The organism is Stenotrophomonas sp. 2YAF26 (assembly GCF_052114625.1).
Taxonomy (GTDB): domain Bacteria; phylum Pseudomonadota; class Gammaproteobacteria; order Xanthomonadales; family Xanthomonadaceae; genus Stenotrophomonas; species Stenotrophomonas indicatrix.
Map to the genome: position 1 here is coordinate 62,310 of NZ_JBFRFC010000010.1, position 14,249 is coordinate 76,558.

9 protein-coding genes are annotated in these 14,249 nt (G+C 63.8%); 2 read left to right on the forward strand and 7 right to left on the reverse strand.

The window, feature by feature from the left end; genetic code table 11:
* Positions 1–16 precede the first annotated feature (16 nt).
* From AB4Y98_RS12195 to AB4Y98_RS12205, 3 genes are read right to left on the reverse strand one after another with little or no spacing between them, the layout of a single operon-like run.
* On the reverse strand, positions 17–673 hold the full coding sequence (locus AB4Y98_RS12195) for a type 4a pilus biogenesis protein PilO (RefSeq protein ID WP_223496380.1): 657 nt from the start codon (positions 671–673) through the stop codon (positions 17–19).
* The gene (locus tag AB4Y98_RS12200; protein WP_442244435.1) at positions 670–1,554 is read right to left on the reverse strand and encodes a PilN domain-containing protein; all 885 of its coding nucleotides are present in this window, start codon (positions 1,552–1,554) and stop codon (positions 670–672) included. The genes AB4Y98_RS12195 and AB4Y98_RS12200 overlap by 4 nt, the downstream gene beginning before the upstream one ends.
* On the reverse strand, positions 1,554–2,612 hold the full coding sequence (locus AB4Y98_RS12205; protein ID WP_032951624.1) for a pilus assembly protein PilM: 1,059 nt from the start codon (positions 2,610–2,612) through the stop codon (positions 1,554–1,556). Before AB4Y98_RS12205 ends, AB4Y98_RS12200 begins: the two co-directional genes overlap by 1 nt.
* A 217-nt stretch (positions 2,613–2,829) precedes the next feature.
* Between AB4Y98_RS12205 and AB4Y98_RS12210 the strand changes: the two genes are divergently transcribed.
* Both AB4Y98_RS12210 and AB4Y98_RS12215 read left to right on the forward strand, forming a co-directional pair.
* Entirely contained in the window at positions 2,830–5,256 is a 2,427-nt protein-coding gene (locus AB4Y98_RS12210; protein ID WP_336031790.1) for a penicillin-binding protein 1A, read from the forward strand.
* Between the two features lie 252 nt (positions 5,257–5,508).
* Positions 5,509–6,153: a hypothetical protein gene (locus AB4Y98_RS12215; RefSeq protein WP_033831892.1), complete on the forward strand. Its 645-nt coding sequence runs from the start codon at positions 5,509–5,511 to the stop codon at positions 6,151–6,153.
* 61 nt (positions 6,154–6,214) lie between these two features.
* Here AB4Y98_RS12215 and AB4Y98_RS12220 read toward each other — a convergent pair whose 3' ends face one another.
* The 4 genes from AB4Y98_RS12220 to AB4Y98_RS12235 form a co-directional block, all read right to left on the reverse strand.
* Positions 6,215–6,952: a hypothetical protein gene (locus AB4Y98_RS12220; protein WP_442244436.1), complete on the reverse strand. Its 738-nt coding sequence runs from the start codon at positions 6,950–6,952 to the stop codon at positions 6,215–6,217.
* A 69-nt stretch (positions 6,953–7,021) separates the two neighbouring features.
* Positions 7,022–12,352, reverse strand: coding sequence for an ESPR-type extended signal peptide-containing protein (locus AB4Y98_RS12225; protein WP_442244437.1), 5,331 nt, complete (start codon positions 12,350–12,352; stop codon positions 7,022–7,024).
* A 66-nt stretch (positions 12,353–12,418) separates the two neighbouring features.
* Positions 12,419–13,117, reverse strand: coding sequence for a pilus assembly protein (locus AB4Y98_RS12230; protein ID WP_430766921.1), 699 nt, complete (start codon positions 13,115–13,117; stop codon positions 12,419–12,421).
* 17 nt (positions 13,118–13,134) lie between these two features.
* The gene (locus tag AB4Y98_RS12235) at positions 13,135–14,244 is read right to left on the reverse strand and encodes a CfaE/CblD family pilus tip adhesin (RefSeq protein ID WP_442244455.1); all 1,110 of its coding nucleotides are present in this window, start codon (positions 14,242–14,244) and stop codon (positions 13,135–13,137) included.
* Positions 14,245–14,249 lie beyond the last annotated feature (5 nt).

Sequence of the window (14,249 nt, forward strand, 5' to 3'; positions counted from 1 at the left end):
GCAATGAAGGAACCGGTCACTTCTTCTCCTCCTTGCCCGCTTCAGCTTTCTGCTGTTCCTCGACCTCGGCCTCATCCAGGTAGCGGTAGGTCTTGACCGTACCGGACAACTCCAGCGCACCGGCGCGGACATTGCCACTGGTCTTGTCCTTCGGCTTGAGGTTGATGTCGTGCATGGTCAGGATCACCACCCGCGGCAACGAGGCCACGCCACTGACGAAGGCGCCGAACTGGTGGTAACTGCCCACCATCCGCAGCTTGATCGGCTTCTCGGCGTAGAACTCCTTGATCTGCTCCTGCTCCGGCTCGAACAACTCGTTGGACAGGCCGCTGGACAACGCGGTCTGCGAGATGTCGATGATCAGGTCGGGCATTTCGGTCTTGCTGGGCAGCTGCCGCAGCATCTGCTGCAGTACCTGCTCCATCTGTGCCAGCTGCTGTTTCAGCGGCTCCAGGTTGACCGCGCGCTTCTGTTCCTTGGTGAACTCCTCGCGCAGCGCGGTTTCCTGCGACTCCAGACTGGCCAGTTCATCGCGCTTGCCACTGATCAGCAGCATCCACGCCACGAACATGATCACCACCGCCAGCAATGCGCAGAAAACGATCTTGGCCTTCTGTGGCCAGTTGCCGATGTCGTTGAAATCGAGGTTCTTGATGTCGACTTTCTTGCTCATGCGCGATCCCCCTGCATCGGGGCGTGGAAGGCCTGCGGCGGCTGCGCCAGGCGGCTGCCCTCAGGCTTGGTTGCCGGTGCGGCCTGCGCGGGCTTGGCCGGCGCAGGCGTTGCCGCCGGTGCCGGAGTCGTTGCAGGCGTGGCAGCAGGTGCCGGTGCCGTCCCCGACTGCGGTACGGCAGCGGCAGGCGCTGCGGCATCGGGCCCGGCACTGAGCGGTGCGACCGTCGGTGCCATCGGCGCCGTGCCCGCCACACTGCCATCAGGGTTCAGGCCCGGCGTAGTTGCCGCTTCCTCGCTCTGCGCGGGCAGCTTGACCTTGACCTTGAACACGTACGGCAATGCCTTGATGTCCGCCACAGGACCGGTCGCGCGCCCTTCCTTGTCCTTTTCCGGCTCACGCGCCTCGATGATCGCCAGCTCCGGATTGGTCATCCAGCCAGAGACCTCGAGGTTGCGCATGTAGGCCGAGACACGCGCATTGGACTGGGTGCGGCCCTCCAGAGTCAGCACGTCGCCTTCCTGCTGCAGGGCGGTCAGCACCACGCCATCGGGGATGGTGCGGACCAGCGCATCGAACAGGTGCACCATCTGCGAACGCTTGGCCTGCAGCTGTTCGATCACGGCCTTGCGGGCCAGCAATCGATTCTTCTGCTCGTCGAGGCGGTCGATTTCCTTGTTCTGCTCCTTGACCTTGTCGATCTCGGTCTGCAGGTAGGCGTTGCGATCGCTCTGCCCGCTGACCTGCATGTCGTAGTAGAACCAGATCAACAGCGACAGAAGCAGGCCACCCAGGGCGGCCATGCCCAGCATGATGCCGAACTCGCGCTGGCGTTGCTTGCGCCGTTCGGCGCGCCAGGGCAATAGATTGATGCGTGCCATCAGTCAAAGCTCCTCAGCGCCAGACCGGTCGCGATCATCAGCGCGGGGGCGTCCTGGGCCAGCGCGTGCGCCTGTACCTTCGGCCCCAGGGTCATCTGTGCCAGCGGGTTGGCGACCACGGTCGGCACGCCCAGCTGTTCCTCGACCATCTCCGGCAGGCCTGCAAGGGCGGCACAGCCGCCGGCCAGCACGATGTGATCGACCCGGTTGAATTCGCTGCCGGCGTAGAAGAACTGCAGCAGGCGGCTGATCTGCTGGACCGTGGCTTCCTTGAACGGCTCCAGCACTTCCATCTCGTAGCTTTCCGGCAACCCGCCCTGGCGCTTGGCCAGACCGGCTTCCTCGTAGCTCAGGCCATAACGGCGCATGATCTCGTCGGTCAGCTGCTTGCCGCCGAACACCTGTTCGCGGCTGTACAGGCTACGGCCACCACGCAGCACGTTGAGGGTGGTCATGGTGGCGCCGATATCGACCAGCGCAACCACGCCCTCGGCCGACACCGGCAGCTCGCTGGCCACCAGGGCGAAGGCGTTCTCGACCGCGAAGGCCTCCACGTCCATCACCTTGGCCTGCAGGCCACCCAGTTCCAGTGCGGACTGACGCAGCTCGACGTTTTCCGAACGCGAGGCCGCCAGCAGCACCTGGACCATTTCCGGGTTGTTCGGGATCGCCCCGATCACCTCGAAGTCCAGGTTCACTTCCTCGATCGGATACGGAATGTAGTTGACCGCTTCCAGCTCGATCTGGGCTTCCATGTCGTTCTCGTCCAGGTCGGCCGGCATCGGGATCACCTTGGTGATCACCGCCGAACCGGCCACGGCCGCAGCGGCCAGCTTGGCCTTGCTGCCGGAACGGTTCATCGCCCGGCGGATGGCCTCTCCCACGGCCTCCACTTCAACGATGTTCTTCTCCACCACCGCATTCGGCGGCAGCGGTTCCACGGCATAATGTTCCACACGGAAACGGTTGCCGCTGCGAGAAAGCTGCAACAGCTTTACCGCAGTCGAACTGATGTCGACGCCAATGAGCGGCGACTGACTTTTTGGGATGAGCCCCACGGTTTCTCCCCTGCCGACGGGCACTTGGACGCAAGAGCTGCGTCCGCGCATTAATAACGTATTCTTAGCAAATGGCAACCGCCCTGCTGTGACATCCTTCACAGGATGAACACGCAGCCCCTGGCGTCCCCTTGCACTCCCCAGTGCCGGCCCCAGCCGCCACCTTGCGTAATCTATACTCTGCGACCACGAAATTCGCAATCGGAATCTGACACCGATGACACGTCTCCGCCGCTGGCTGCGCTGGATCTTTCTTGTTGTCCTGGTCCTGGCGCTGGTCGGAGCGGCCGCCGTTGGCGGCCTGTACTACGCCGTTTCTTCCAAGCTTCCCGACGTGCAGACCCTGCGCGACGTGGAAATGCAGGAGCCGATGTACGTCTACGCTGCCGACGGCAAGCTGATGGCGGTATTCGGTGAGACCCGGCGTACCCCCATCACCATGAAGGACGTGCCGGAGAAGCTGAAGCAGGCGTTCCTGGCCACCGAGGATGCCCGCTTCTACGAGCACGGCGGCGTGGACTACAAGGGCATCGGCCGCGCGGTATGGCTGCTGGCCACCACCAACGACAAGCGCGTGCCCGGTGGCTCCACCATCACCCAGCAGGTGGCCCGCCAGTTCTTCCTCAGCTCCGAGTACAGCTACACCCGCAAGCTGGCCGAGATCCTGCTGGCGCGCAAGATCGAGTCCGAGCTGAGCAAGGACGAGATCTTCGAGCTGTACCTGAACAAGAGTTTCTTCGGCAACCGCGCCTACGGCGTGGCCGCCGCTGCCGAGTTCTACTACGGCAAGAAGCTGGGCGAACTGGACCTGGACGAGATGGCCTCGTTGGCCGGCATCCCCAAGTTCCCGTCCTCGGGCAACCCGATCTCCAACCCGGAGCGCGCCCGCCAGCGTCGTGACAACTATGTGCTGCAGCGCATGGCCGACCTGAAGTTCGTCAGCCAGGCCGAGGCCGACGCGGCCAAGGCCGTGCCGATGCATGCCACTGCGCATGAGCCACCGGTGCAGGTCGATGCGCCCTACGTGGCCGAGCTGGTGCGCCAGGAAATGATCGCCCGCTTCGGCGGCGACGTGGTCAACAAGGGCTACCACGTCACCACCACCATCGATTCGACCCTGCAGACCGCCGCCAACCTGTCGGTGCGCGACGGCCTGCTGCTGTACGACCATCGCCACGGCTGGCACGGCGTAGAGAAGCAGGTGCAGCTGGGCGCCGGCGATGATGCCGCTGCACTGGCCGAGCACCTGCGCGGCATGTTCGGCCAGGCCGGCCTGCTGCCGGCCATCGTCGCCAGCACCGGCGCCGACGGCAGCGCCACTGTGGTGCTGGCCAACCGCAGCGAGATCGTGCTGCCGGCCGGTGCCGCCAAGTGGACCAACAAGAGCCCGGCCAAGCTGGTGCAGCGTGGCGACATCGTGCGCGTGCGCGCCGGCGCCAAGGAGGGCGAGTGGCTGCTCGACCAGCTCCCGCGCGGGCAGTCCGCGCTGGTTTCGCTGGACGCCCACAGCGGCGCCCTGAAGGCGCTGGTCGGCGGCTTCAGCTTCTCCGGCAACAAGTTCAACCGTGCCACCCAGGCCCGTCGCCAGCCCGGTTCGAGCTTCAAGCCGTTCGTCTATGCGGCCGCCTTCGACAAGGGCTACAACCCGGCCTCGATCGTGCTCGACGCCCCGGTCGTGTTCCGCGACCGCCGCGGCAAGACCTGGGCGCCGCAGAACGACGGCGGCGGCTTCCGTGGCCCGATGCGCCTGCGTGAAGCGCTGGTGCAGTCACGCAACCTGGTCTCGGTGCGCCTGCTTGATGGCATGGGCGTGGACTACGCGCGCAAGTACATCAGCCAGTTCGGCTTTGCCGAATCCGAGCTGCCGCCGAACCTGTCGATGTCGCTGGGTACCGCCTCGCTGACGCCGCTGTCGGTGGCCCGCGGCTATGCCGTGTTCGCCAATGGCGGCTCGCGCGTGGATACCTGGCTGATCGACCAGGTCAACGATCGCGATGGCAACCTGGTGTTCAAGGAAAACCCGGCGATGGCCTGCCGCGACTGCGCCGGCAGCAGCGACCAGCCGGTGAACCAGGTCGTGGACGGCTTCAACTTCGGCGCCCCGGCACCCAAGGTCGATGCCACCGCCGCTGCCAAGCCGGAAGCCAAGACCGAAACGCCGGCCGCACCGGTCAACCCGGATGCGCGTACCGCACCGCGTGCGATCGACGCCCGTACCGCCTACCAGCTGGTGTCGATGATGCGCGACGTGGTCCAGCGCGGCACCGGCGCGCAGGCCAAGGTGCTCGGCCGCGAAGACGTGGGCGGCAAGACCGGCTCGACCAACGACCATCGTGACGCCTGGTTCTCCGGCTTCGGCGGCCCGTACGTGACCACCGTGTGGGTGGGCCGCGACGACTTCCGCTCGCTGGGCTACCGCGAATACGGTGGCAAGGCGGCCCTGCCGATCTGGATCGACTACATGCGCACCGCGCTGAAGGACACCCCGATCGCACAGAACGAACCGCCGAGCGGCATGGTCCAGGCTACCCTCAACGGCGCGGTGGAGTGGGTGAAGGTGGAAGACATGGACCGCCTGACCGACTACGACCTCAACCTGCAGAGCACCCCGCAGGCTGACGCGGCCGCGTTCGATATCTTCTGAGGCACAGATTCGGTGGGTGCCAACCGTTGGTTGGCACGATGGCCCGGCGTTGCCCTGGTAGTCGCCAACCTTGGTTGGCGCCGATGCATTCGCCGGGCATGGCCCGGCGCTACCATGCCGCACCCGTCGGGCGCCCTCTCCCGGTAGCGCCGGGCCATGCCCGGCGAGCGCAGCGGCACCTCTGCGAAATACCTACGCAGATGTCACACGCCTGCGCTAGTCTGTGACCAGGTCGCAACAGGGAGTCATCGCATGCACCGCGCTCACCAGCATGCTGCCAGCCAGACCCGCGAACGGCGTCATCGCCTCGCCCACGAAGCCGCCCGGCTGATGGCCGAAGGCGGAATCCGCGACTTCCACCAGGCCAAACTCAAGGCTGCCAGCCGCCTTGGCATCCACGACGATGCTTCCCTGCCCCGCAATGTCGAGATCGAACAGGCGCTGCGCGAGTACCAACGGCTGTTCTCCGGCCCACAGCACGGCAGCGAACTACAGCGGCGGCGCGAGTCCGCGTTGCGGGCGCTGGAGTTCCTGCACGGGTTTTCGCCGCGTCTGGCCGGACCGGTGCTGGACGGCACCGCCGATGCCAACAGCCCCGTGCAATTGCACCTGCACAGTGACGACCCGGAAGCCGTGCATCGCTTCCTGGACGAACATCGCATCCCTGCGGAATCGCGTACGCGGCGCCTGCGGATGGACCGTGAGCGCAATCTGGATGTACCGGTGTGGGTGTTCAGTGCCGAAGACCTGACCTTCGACCTGGCCGTCCTGCCCTACGATGCGTTGCGCCAGGCCCCGCTATCGCCGGTGGATGAGAAACCCATGCGGCGGGCGTCGGCCACGCAGTTGCGGCAGCTGCTGGCCGAGATGGAAATCACCGCCTACATCGGCGGTTGATCATGGCAGAGCCGGGCCTGTGCCCGGCTCTGCGCCAAGAGCAGCCGGGCATGGCCCGACGCTATGGGAAGATCAGCTGTTCCTGGGCAGGGGTTGCCAATCGTGCCAGCCACGGCGCCGCCGCACGGTACGGGTACTCGGCCATCATGCGCGCATGCATCTTCTGCAGGTCATCCAGGTTCCAGGCGTGCGAATACACATCCTGGAAGTCATCGGCCCAGCCACTGCGCACGCGCGTGCGTTCGCCATCAAGGTTCGGCACCAGGTACCACGGCACCTGCAGGATCTCGGCCAGCGCCTTGTTGCGTACCGCACTCTCGTACCCCGACCGCTGCAGCTGTTCGATGCGAAAACTCACGCGGCGGCAGGGAAAGGGCATGCAGGCACCGGTAGCGTTGATGTAGTCAGCGATGTCGGCGTACATGTCCGCCTGCAGCTTCATCGCCACCGGGTCCTGCAGGGTCTGCCGGACCCGCAGCGTGCGCTGGGTGCTGCCGCGGATCTCCGCAGCACTGTAGAAGGGATGGCCCGGCGTGGTGCCACCGTGGCGCACCAGCACGATGCGATGGATCGCTTCGTCGGTCAGCACTTCCACCCGCACGGCCGCGGCCTGCGGATGGATGCGCGGCTGCGGCACGTTCACCACGCGCCAGAACCCCCACACCATCAACCCCATGCAGACCATCAGCACCAGGCAGGCCAGCGTCCACGTATCCATGTCGTGGGTGAAATAGCGGATGCGGGCGCGCCACAGGTAGTAGCGCCGATAGGTCATGAAGCGGCTCATGAAGCGATACATTGCAACCTCCTCTGCAATGGCCCCGGCGCGGCGGGGCTCGTTACGCGCACCACACCGGGGCGCCATGGCTTACCAGCCGATGCCCACACCAACGCCCATGCTGCGCTCACCGCTGTTGGTGAACGCACCATTGAGGCTGAAGGTGGCTGAGCCCTTGTCGTTGAGTACGCGCTGGTAACCCACCGCCATGGCCGACTCGCCCTCGGCGTAGCCCACGCCCGCACCGAGGCGGTTGTAGGTGGCCAGGCCTGCGGTGTTCATGGCCATGGCCGTCTGCGCACTGCTCATCGCGGCCATGCGGTTGAAGCGCTTGTCCATCTTGTCCAAGCGGCGTTCGACGTTGCTGATGGCACCATCGGTGTACTCGTTGGCGCGGGCCAGCATCTTCTCCAGTTCAGCGGTATCGACCTGTGGCGTGGGCGACGGCGTGTCGTCCTTCTTCGACTTGGGCTGCGGCGCGGGTGAAGTGCCCTCGCCTGCCGAGGCCACCTGCGGCGAACCGCTGGTTTCTGGCGTTGGCGTGACTTGTTCGGTCGGCGCGGCCGAAGCCGTGGCCAGCGCACGCGACTGCGGCTGGCCATCCACGCGCTGCTCCAGACCATCCATGCGGCCATTGAGCTGCTGCTGCACGGCGTGCAGCTGGCCACCGTTGACCGCCTCGCGGCTGCCGGCGGCGACCAGGCCGTTGGCCACGTTGGAGATGACCATGCCGTTGGCGCCGGCCAGGGTGAGCTGGGCGGTGCCGTCGCTGCGGGTGGAGGGCGTTTCCTTGAAGACCGAGCGGAGCTGGGTTTCGACGCGGTCCATGCGGGAGCCGGTGGTGACTACGGCGGAGTCCAGCGTGGCGAGGGCATCGTTGACGGTGCTCTGGTGCTGGCCCTGGACGTTGAAGCCGGGGGTGGTGACGTTGCCGTTGGCGTCGATGTTGCCGCCGAGGGCGGAAAGCGCGCCGCGCAGCTGGGCGATGGTGGCTGCGTCGTTGGCGTTGCGGCCGTTGGCTACGTTGACGAGGCGGCGCTGGTATCGGCTGTTTCCGAAGGACGCCGTGTCAGCTTCCGTGGCGATCGCACCCATGCCAATAGCGACAGACCTGACCGCACCGACTTCTGTTCTGCTAACTAAGCCTAGCGCCACGCTATCAGCCCCTGCTGCACGTGACCCAGCACCGAGAGCGAATGCACCTTCTGCCCCCTCCTCAACCAGGGCACCTCTACCCAGCGCAACCGAATTCTTGCCCCAAGCAATCGCATAAGCGCCAAGGGCTGTTCCACCCTCGTTTCCATCCTGCGGTGTCGCCTGCGCGGATTCACCAATCGCAACACCAAACGATCCAGCCTTGGCGTCCTCACTCAGATCATCCCGACCGATCTTAAAGAATCGATGAGTCGATTCCACGCTCGCGATTCGTTCATTGGTCGCATAAAGCTGACCACCGTTAACTGCATCAGTACTGAAGGCAGATGAGATGTCACCCGAATCAATCCCAGTCAATCGCGATCCAGCGAAATCGATCGGTCCACCGCGCAGATCAAGTACTTCCTGGAGGGCATGCTTCACACCTCCTTCTGACATGCTCTTCATACGCTCGATTTCATCTCCATTCCTGGCGATTTCCTGCTTGGCTGCGTACAGCTGACTACCCGTAACTGCATCACGGCTACCTGCAGCAATACGCCCATCGGCCAGATTCGACAGAACCATGCCTTGCGCACCTGCCAGATTCAGCTGACCAACTCCATCCGCCCGGGTCGAGGTTGATTGTTGGAATGTCGCACGCAGCTGGCCTTCGAGGCCATCTACGCGACTGTCAGCCCTTACCACCGCGCCATCCAGCGCAACTAAAGCGTCTTCAACGTTCTTCTGTGTTCCCCCCTGGAGGTTGTAGGTCGGAGAAACGACATCGCCATTTCGATCCAGACCTGCGCCCCCGCCAAGAGCAGCCAAGGCTTCGCTCAGTTGCCCAACAGTAGTTGCATCACTGGAGTTCACCCCTCGCCCCACATTGACGATCCGCCGCATAAGCCGAGAGTTCCCAACGGACACAACGTTTGCGTCCTCGGCTACGGAACCGGTGCCTAGCGCAACTGAGTTTTCCGCTCCTGATTCAATCTGACTGAAGGAACCCAGTGCTGCCCCTCCCGATGCGTAGACATTAGAACCCGTCCCAAGTGCAAATCCACTCTTTGCTGCGGCGTCGACAAGCGCCCCCCTGCCAAGAGCCACGGAGCCCTGCCCACGAGCGCGCGCGAATGAACCAACTGCGGTAGCCCCATCAGAGTGAATGGCTGCCTCTGCCGAATCTCCGATCGCCACACCCATCAATCCCGCCTGCGCGTAATTGCTCTCATCATCCACTCCAACTCTCAGGTAGCCATTTGATTTTTCGATCTTCTCTACCCGATCGTTAGTCGCAAACAACTGCCCGCCATTCACCGCATCCGTGCTGGTCGCAGAACTGATATCCCCCGCTGTCACGCCCGATATGCGGGCACCCTCCATATCCACCAGGCGACGATCAGCACTGAACTTAACCACGCCATCCAGATCCGGATCGAAGTTATCGAAGTCCGCACGCAGCACATCCAGCTCGATCCGGTTGTCGGCGATACGCCCGTCCTGATCCGTCAGCTGCTGCGCGTGCCCAGCCAAAGCCTGTCGCTGAGTCTCCACCGTGGTATTGGTCGCAAACAGCTGCTGCCCGGTCACCGCATCCGTGCTGCCCGTACTCAGCGTGCCGTTGGCGATGTTGTAGATGCGCCGCTTGCCACCGCTCTTGTTTGCCACATCCACAATCGTGCCGGTGTTCTCTGCACCCAGACGGACGTTGCCGCTGGCAGAGACCTGGCCCACCAGTCCGCCCAAGGCATCAGCTTTCAGCACAGCGCCATCGGCTACGCCACGGGCAGCGTCGGCCGCCGTCTTCGCCGCGGTTGCCGCCGTGCGCACGCTAGTCACTTCGCTATTGGTGGCATTGAGCTGCTGCCCAGTCACTGCATCCGTGCTGGACGTACTGAGCACGCCATTGGCCAGATTCTGCAGCTTGCGCTTGGCACCGGCCTTGTTGGCAACGTCGACGACGGTGCCGGTGTTGTCTGCACCCAGGCGTACGTTTCCACTTGCCGATACCTGCCCCACCAGGCCATCCAGTACCGCCACTCGCGCCTGCGCAACGTCCGCGGTCGCCTTCACAGCAGCCACGCTGGTGTTGGTGGCATGCAGCTGCTTGCCAGTCACCGCTTCACTGCTGGACGTACTCAAGGCGCCATCGGCCACGTTGACCACTTTGCGCTTCAACGAGCCGTTGCCCACCGAGACCTGATTGGTTGCAGTCGTGGCTGAGCCATTGCCGAGCGCAACCGCGCCCGCATGTGTCGCACTGGCGCGATCACCGAGGGCCAACGCGCTCTGTGCCGTGGCGTTCGCTTGGTTGCCCACCGCCGAGGCATACAGGCTGCTGGCAACGGCCCCGCGCCCGACCGCCGTGGCCTGGTTGGCCGACGCGTTGCTCTGGAAGCCCAGTGCCGTTGCGTGCGTGCCTTTTCCGGATGCCTCATGCCCGACCGCAATACCACGATCACCCGTTGCGAGGGCATCCAGCCCAAGCGCCACCGCGCCGTTGCCGCTGCGGGTGCCAGCCCCGATGGAGACCCCTCCGTTACCATTGACCTTGTTGCCCGCGTCATCCACCGTCGCGCGAGCGTCCGCGCCCATGGCGACGCTCTTGCCGTTGTAGGCTTTGGCGTTGTTGCCCAGCGCCGTACTGATGCCGTAGCTGGCCTGCTCCGCGACAGCTCCCGCGCCCAGTGCCACGGCACTGGCATTCAGCCGCGCAGCCGCTGCATCGGCAGCAGCCTGCGCCTTGCTGACATTCGCATTAGTGGCGTTGAGCTGCTTACCCGTCACCGCCTCGGTGCTGGTCGTGCTCAGCGCTCCATCCTTCAGGCCCGTGATGCTGCGCACCGCATTGGACTTGTTGCGGGCATCCAGCACAGTGCCAGTGTTCTCACCACCCAAACGCACATTGCCAGTGGCCGATACCTGACTGACCAGGCCACTGACCGTATTGGCCTTGGCTAATGCAGTGTTGGCATTGGTGTTGGCCGTAGTGGCCGTTGACTGTGCTGCTGCAGCCGTCGTCTTCGCTGCATCGGCTGCAGTTTTGGCACTGGTCACATTCGTGTTGGTTGCATTGAGCTGCTTGCCCGTCACAGCTTCCGTGCTGGATGTGGAAAGCGCCCCATCCTTCAGGCCGGTGATGCTTCGAACAGCATTGGACTTGTTGCGCACATCCAGCACGGTGCCGGTGTTCTCACCACCCAGCCTTACGTTGCCAGCGGCCGATACTTGGCTCACCAGGCCACTGACCGCATTGGCCTTCGCCAGCGCCGAGTTGGCATTGCTGTTGGCCGTGTTGGCGGTGGACTGCGCTGCCGTAGCTGTCGTCTTCGCTCCATCGGCCGCCGTCTGGGCCTTGGTGACGTTGGAGTTGGTGGCATACAGCTGCTTACCAGTGACCGCATCACTGCTGGTCGAGTTCAGCCGCGCATCGGCCACATTGACCACCCGCCTTTTCACGCTGGCACTACCGACCGAAACGGTGTTGGCCTCTGTGGCAAGCGATCCACGACCAAGTGCCACAGTGCCATTTGCCGATGTCTTTGCACCATAACCAACAGCCACACCGTCGTACTCTGCGCGCGATTCCCCACCCAATGCGATCGCCCCCGTCCAGCCACTACTGCCCGCGTACGCATCACCACCAATGGCAATCCTGGAAATGCCGGCGCCATCATTGGTCCTGGAGCCACTGCCTACAGCAATCGAATTGTCTGCGTACGCCTTAGCATTGTTACCGAAGGCCGTCGCACCGACTCCGTCGGTATAAGATTCAGCGCCAACTGCGGTGCTATACCCCTGTCGCACTCTGACGCCATAGCCAACGGCTACGTTGTTGGTTCCACTCGCGGTCAACAGGCTTCCGTAACCAACCGACTTACTGCCCGTCAGACTGGAGCGTGAGCCGAGAATCATCTGCAGGTCACCTGAGACTGTCGAGTCCCGGTAAAAATTATCCGTAGTCAGCGCGACCTGTGTGTGCAGCGAGTTTATCGAACCTGCAGTAGCAGCTGCCTGAAGCGGAAGATTACCGAACATGCTCCGCAACGCAGGGTCCGCAACAGATGGAGTCGCCGGATAGTCTTCGACCAGGCTTTGTTCATCGAAATCACCCGGCTCGACCTCCGGCTCAGCGGCCTGCGCGACCGTCGCAAGCATGACCAGTCCAACCGTACCAGCCGCAAGAACGGTACTGGTGCGCTTTCCGCGAGGAGATGCAAGCTCGCTGGCGACAATCCAGCACTGCCGAGCCGTTGACCAGAGACGACGATAGATTTTGTTCATGGCATTTCCTTAACAATGGAATCGAATGTGAGCGTCGCTGCGGAACAGTTCCGCAGCGACGGGATGTCAGAGGTCGTGTGTCTGTATGTGCTCGCGATAGCCATCGCGGGTCAGGCGGTAACGCATCTGCAGCGTGTGTCCCGGCTGCACGGTGAAAGGCAGCTCCAACGCACTACCCGGATACAGGCTTCGCGACACGTCGTGTGCCGTGCAGCGCGCGCCATCGCAGTCGGCAATGCTGGTGATGCCCACGCGCACCGTGCCGGTGTTACGCAGACGATTGCCTTCCACCTGTACCGCCATCGCGGGCTGCGCAGGCAGCACATTGACCAACGCGCCCCAGACCAGGCTGACGCCGATGTTGGCCTGTGCACGCTCGCCCTCGCCTGCGCGTTCAGCCCCTTCAGGGCCACGCACGCCTTCGAAGTACACGCGGTAGGCGGTTTCCTTCTCGACCGGCTGCAGCGGAATCACACGGATCAGACGATTGCCACCACCGGCAAGCGCGAACTTGCCGGGGGTGATGGCAATGGCCGCTTCGCCGGGCTCGACCTCGACCTCCTGTTCGTCTGCACCGGCGGGATTGACGATGCGCTTGATGGAGACCTGCACGTACTGCGGCAGGGTGGACTGCGAATAGATTCGGATCTGTGCACCCTTCTTCACGTCCACCGAAGTGCGCATGGGGTGCACGGTGAGGTTGGCGTGGGCAGGCATCGCCATCAGCAGCGACAAGGGAAGCAGGCAGCGAATGAGAGGCTTCATCGGGGGCTCCATGGGAATCAGGGCGTGACAGTGGGAACGCGCAGTTCCACCTTGAGATCGCCGTCGTAGTAGCCGGGGCGTTTGCTGCTGACCGGCACGCGGGGGGTATCCAGCGTCAATGGCGTGGGCACGCAGAACACCGGCTGGGTCATGCCGGGCAGCAGCACCAGGCGCAGCTTTGCGGTGTCGATGCTGTGCAGCAGCTGCTCCACACCGTTGCGCATGGGCAGAGCGCTGCCGTTGTGATCGAGGGTGACGGTGTAGTCCACGCGCTGCGTGGCGTCGCTGCCGCCGTCGGTATGCCAGACCGAGTAGCCTGAAGGCCCCGGAAGACGCGGCCCGCTATCGCGCACGGTGACGCCCAGGTACTGGCTCTGCGAACCCAGTCCGTCGTACAGGCACATGTCGAGTTGGGCCCGACCGCCGACGGTCTGTGCGATCGGGTCATACTGCAGATTCAGGCCGACGTGTGGCGTGACCTGGTCGAATAGCGGGAAGTAGATGGAGACCGCGTTGTAGTCGGTGATGGTGAATGCAAGATTGAAAGTGTTCACAGCAAGAACGGAGCCTGCTGGATCAGTCCTCAAGTTCAAGATCAGCTTCCCGTGCCAACGACCAGCGACAAGCTGATTAAGTTCGCTCTCCGGAAGAAGCAGTTCAACAGAGGTCCCTATTGCTTTCTCGCCGCCACACTCCTCTTGGCGCGAGGTCCAGATCGGTCGCTTCCAGCCAAGCCAGAACTCTGGACCACATGCACGTTCGCCAATCGCTCGACTTAGAGCCGCCATGACGCGAAGGTCTGCAGTCAGACCGCTGCGCTCCTCCACCATCCGCGTCAGAATGGGCGCCGGCCCGCTTTCGAGGCTCTCTAGTCCACTAGTCGGGCACAAGCCTGTACTCGTGGTCGAGTTCGATTCGCATGTCAGATGGATTCGACCGTACTGCAGATTGTGATCCCTGCTGTAGCCCATAACCGTCCTCGGCGCCCACAACTCGATATCCCCAGGCATCGCAGAGCGATCCCAGCTCATCACGATGTCGCGATGCTCACTGGTCGGATGCGTTTCCGGCGGCCGCTGCGCCATCGCCCGCGGCGCCAACACCACCAACGCACACAACACTGCCATCACCC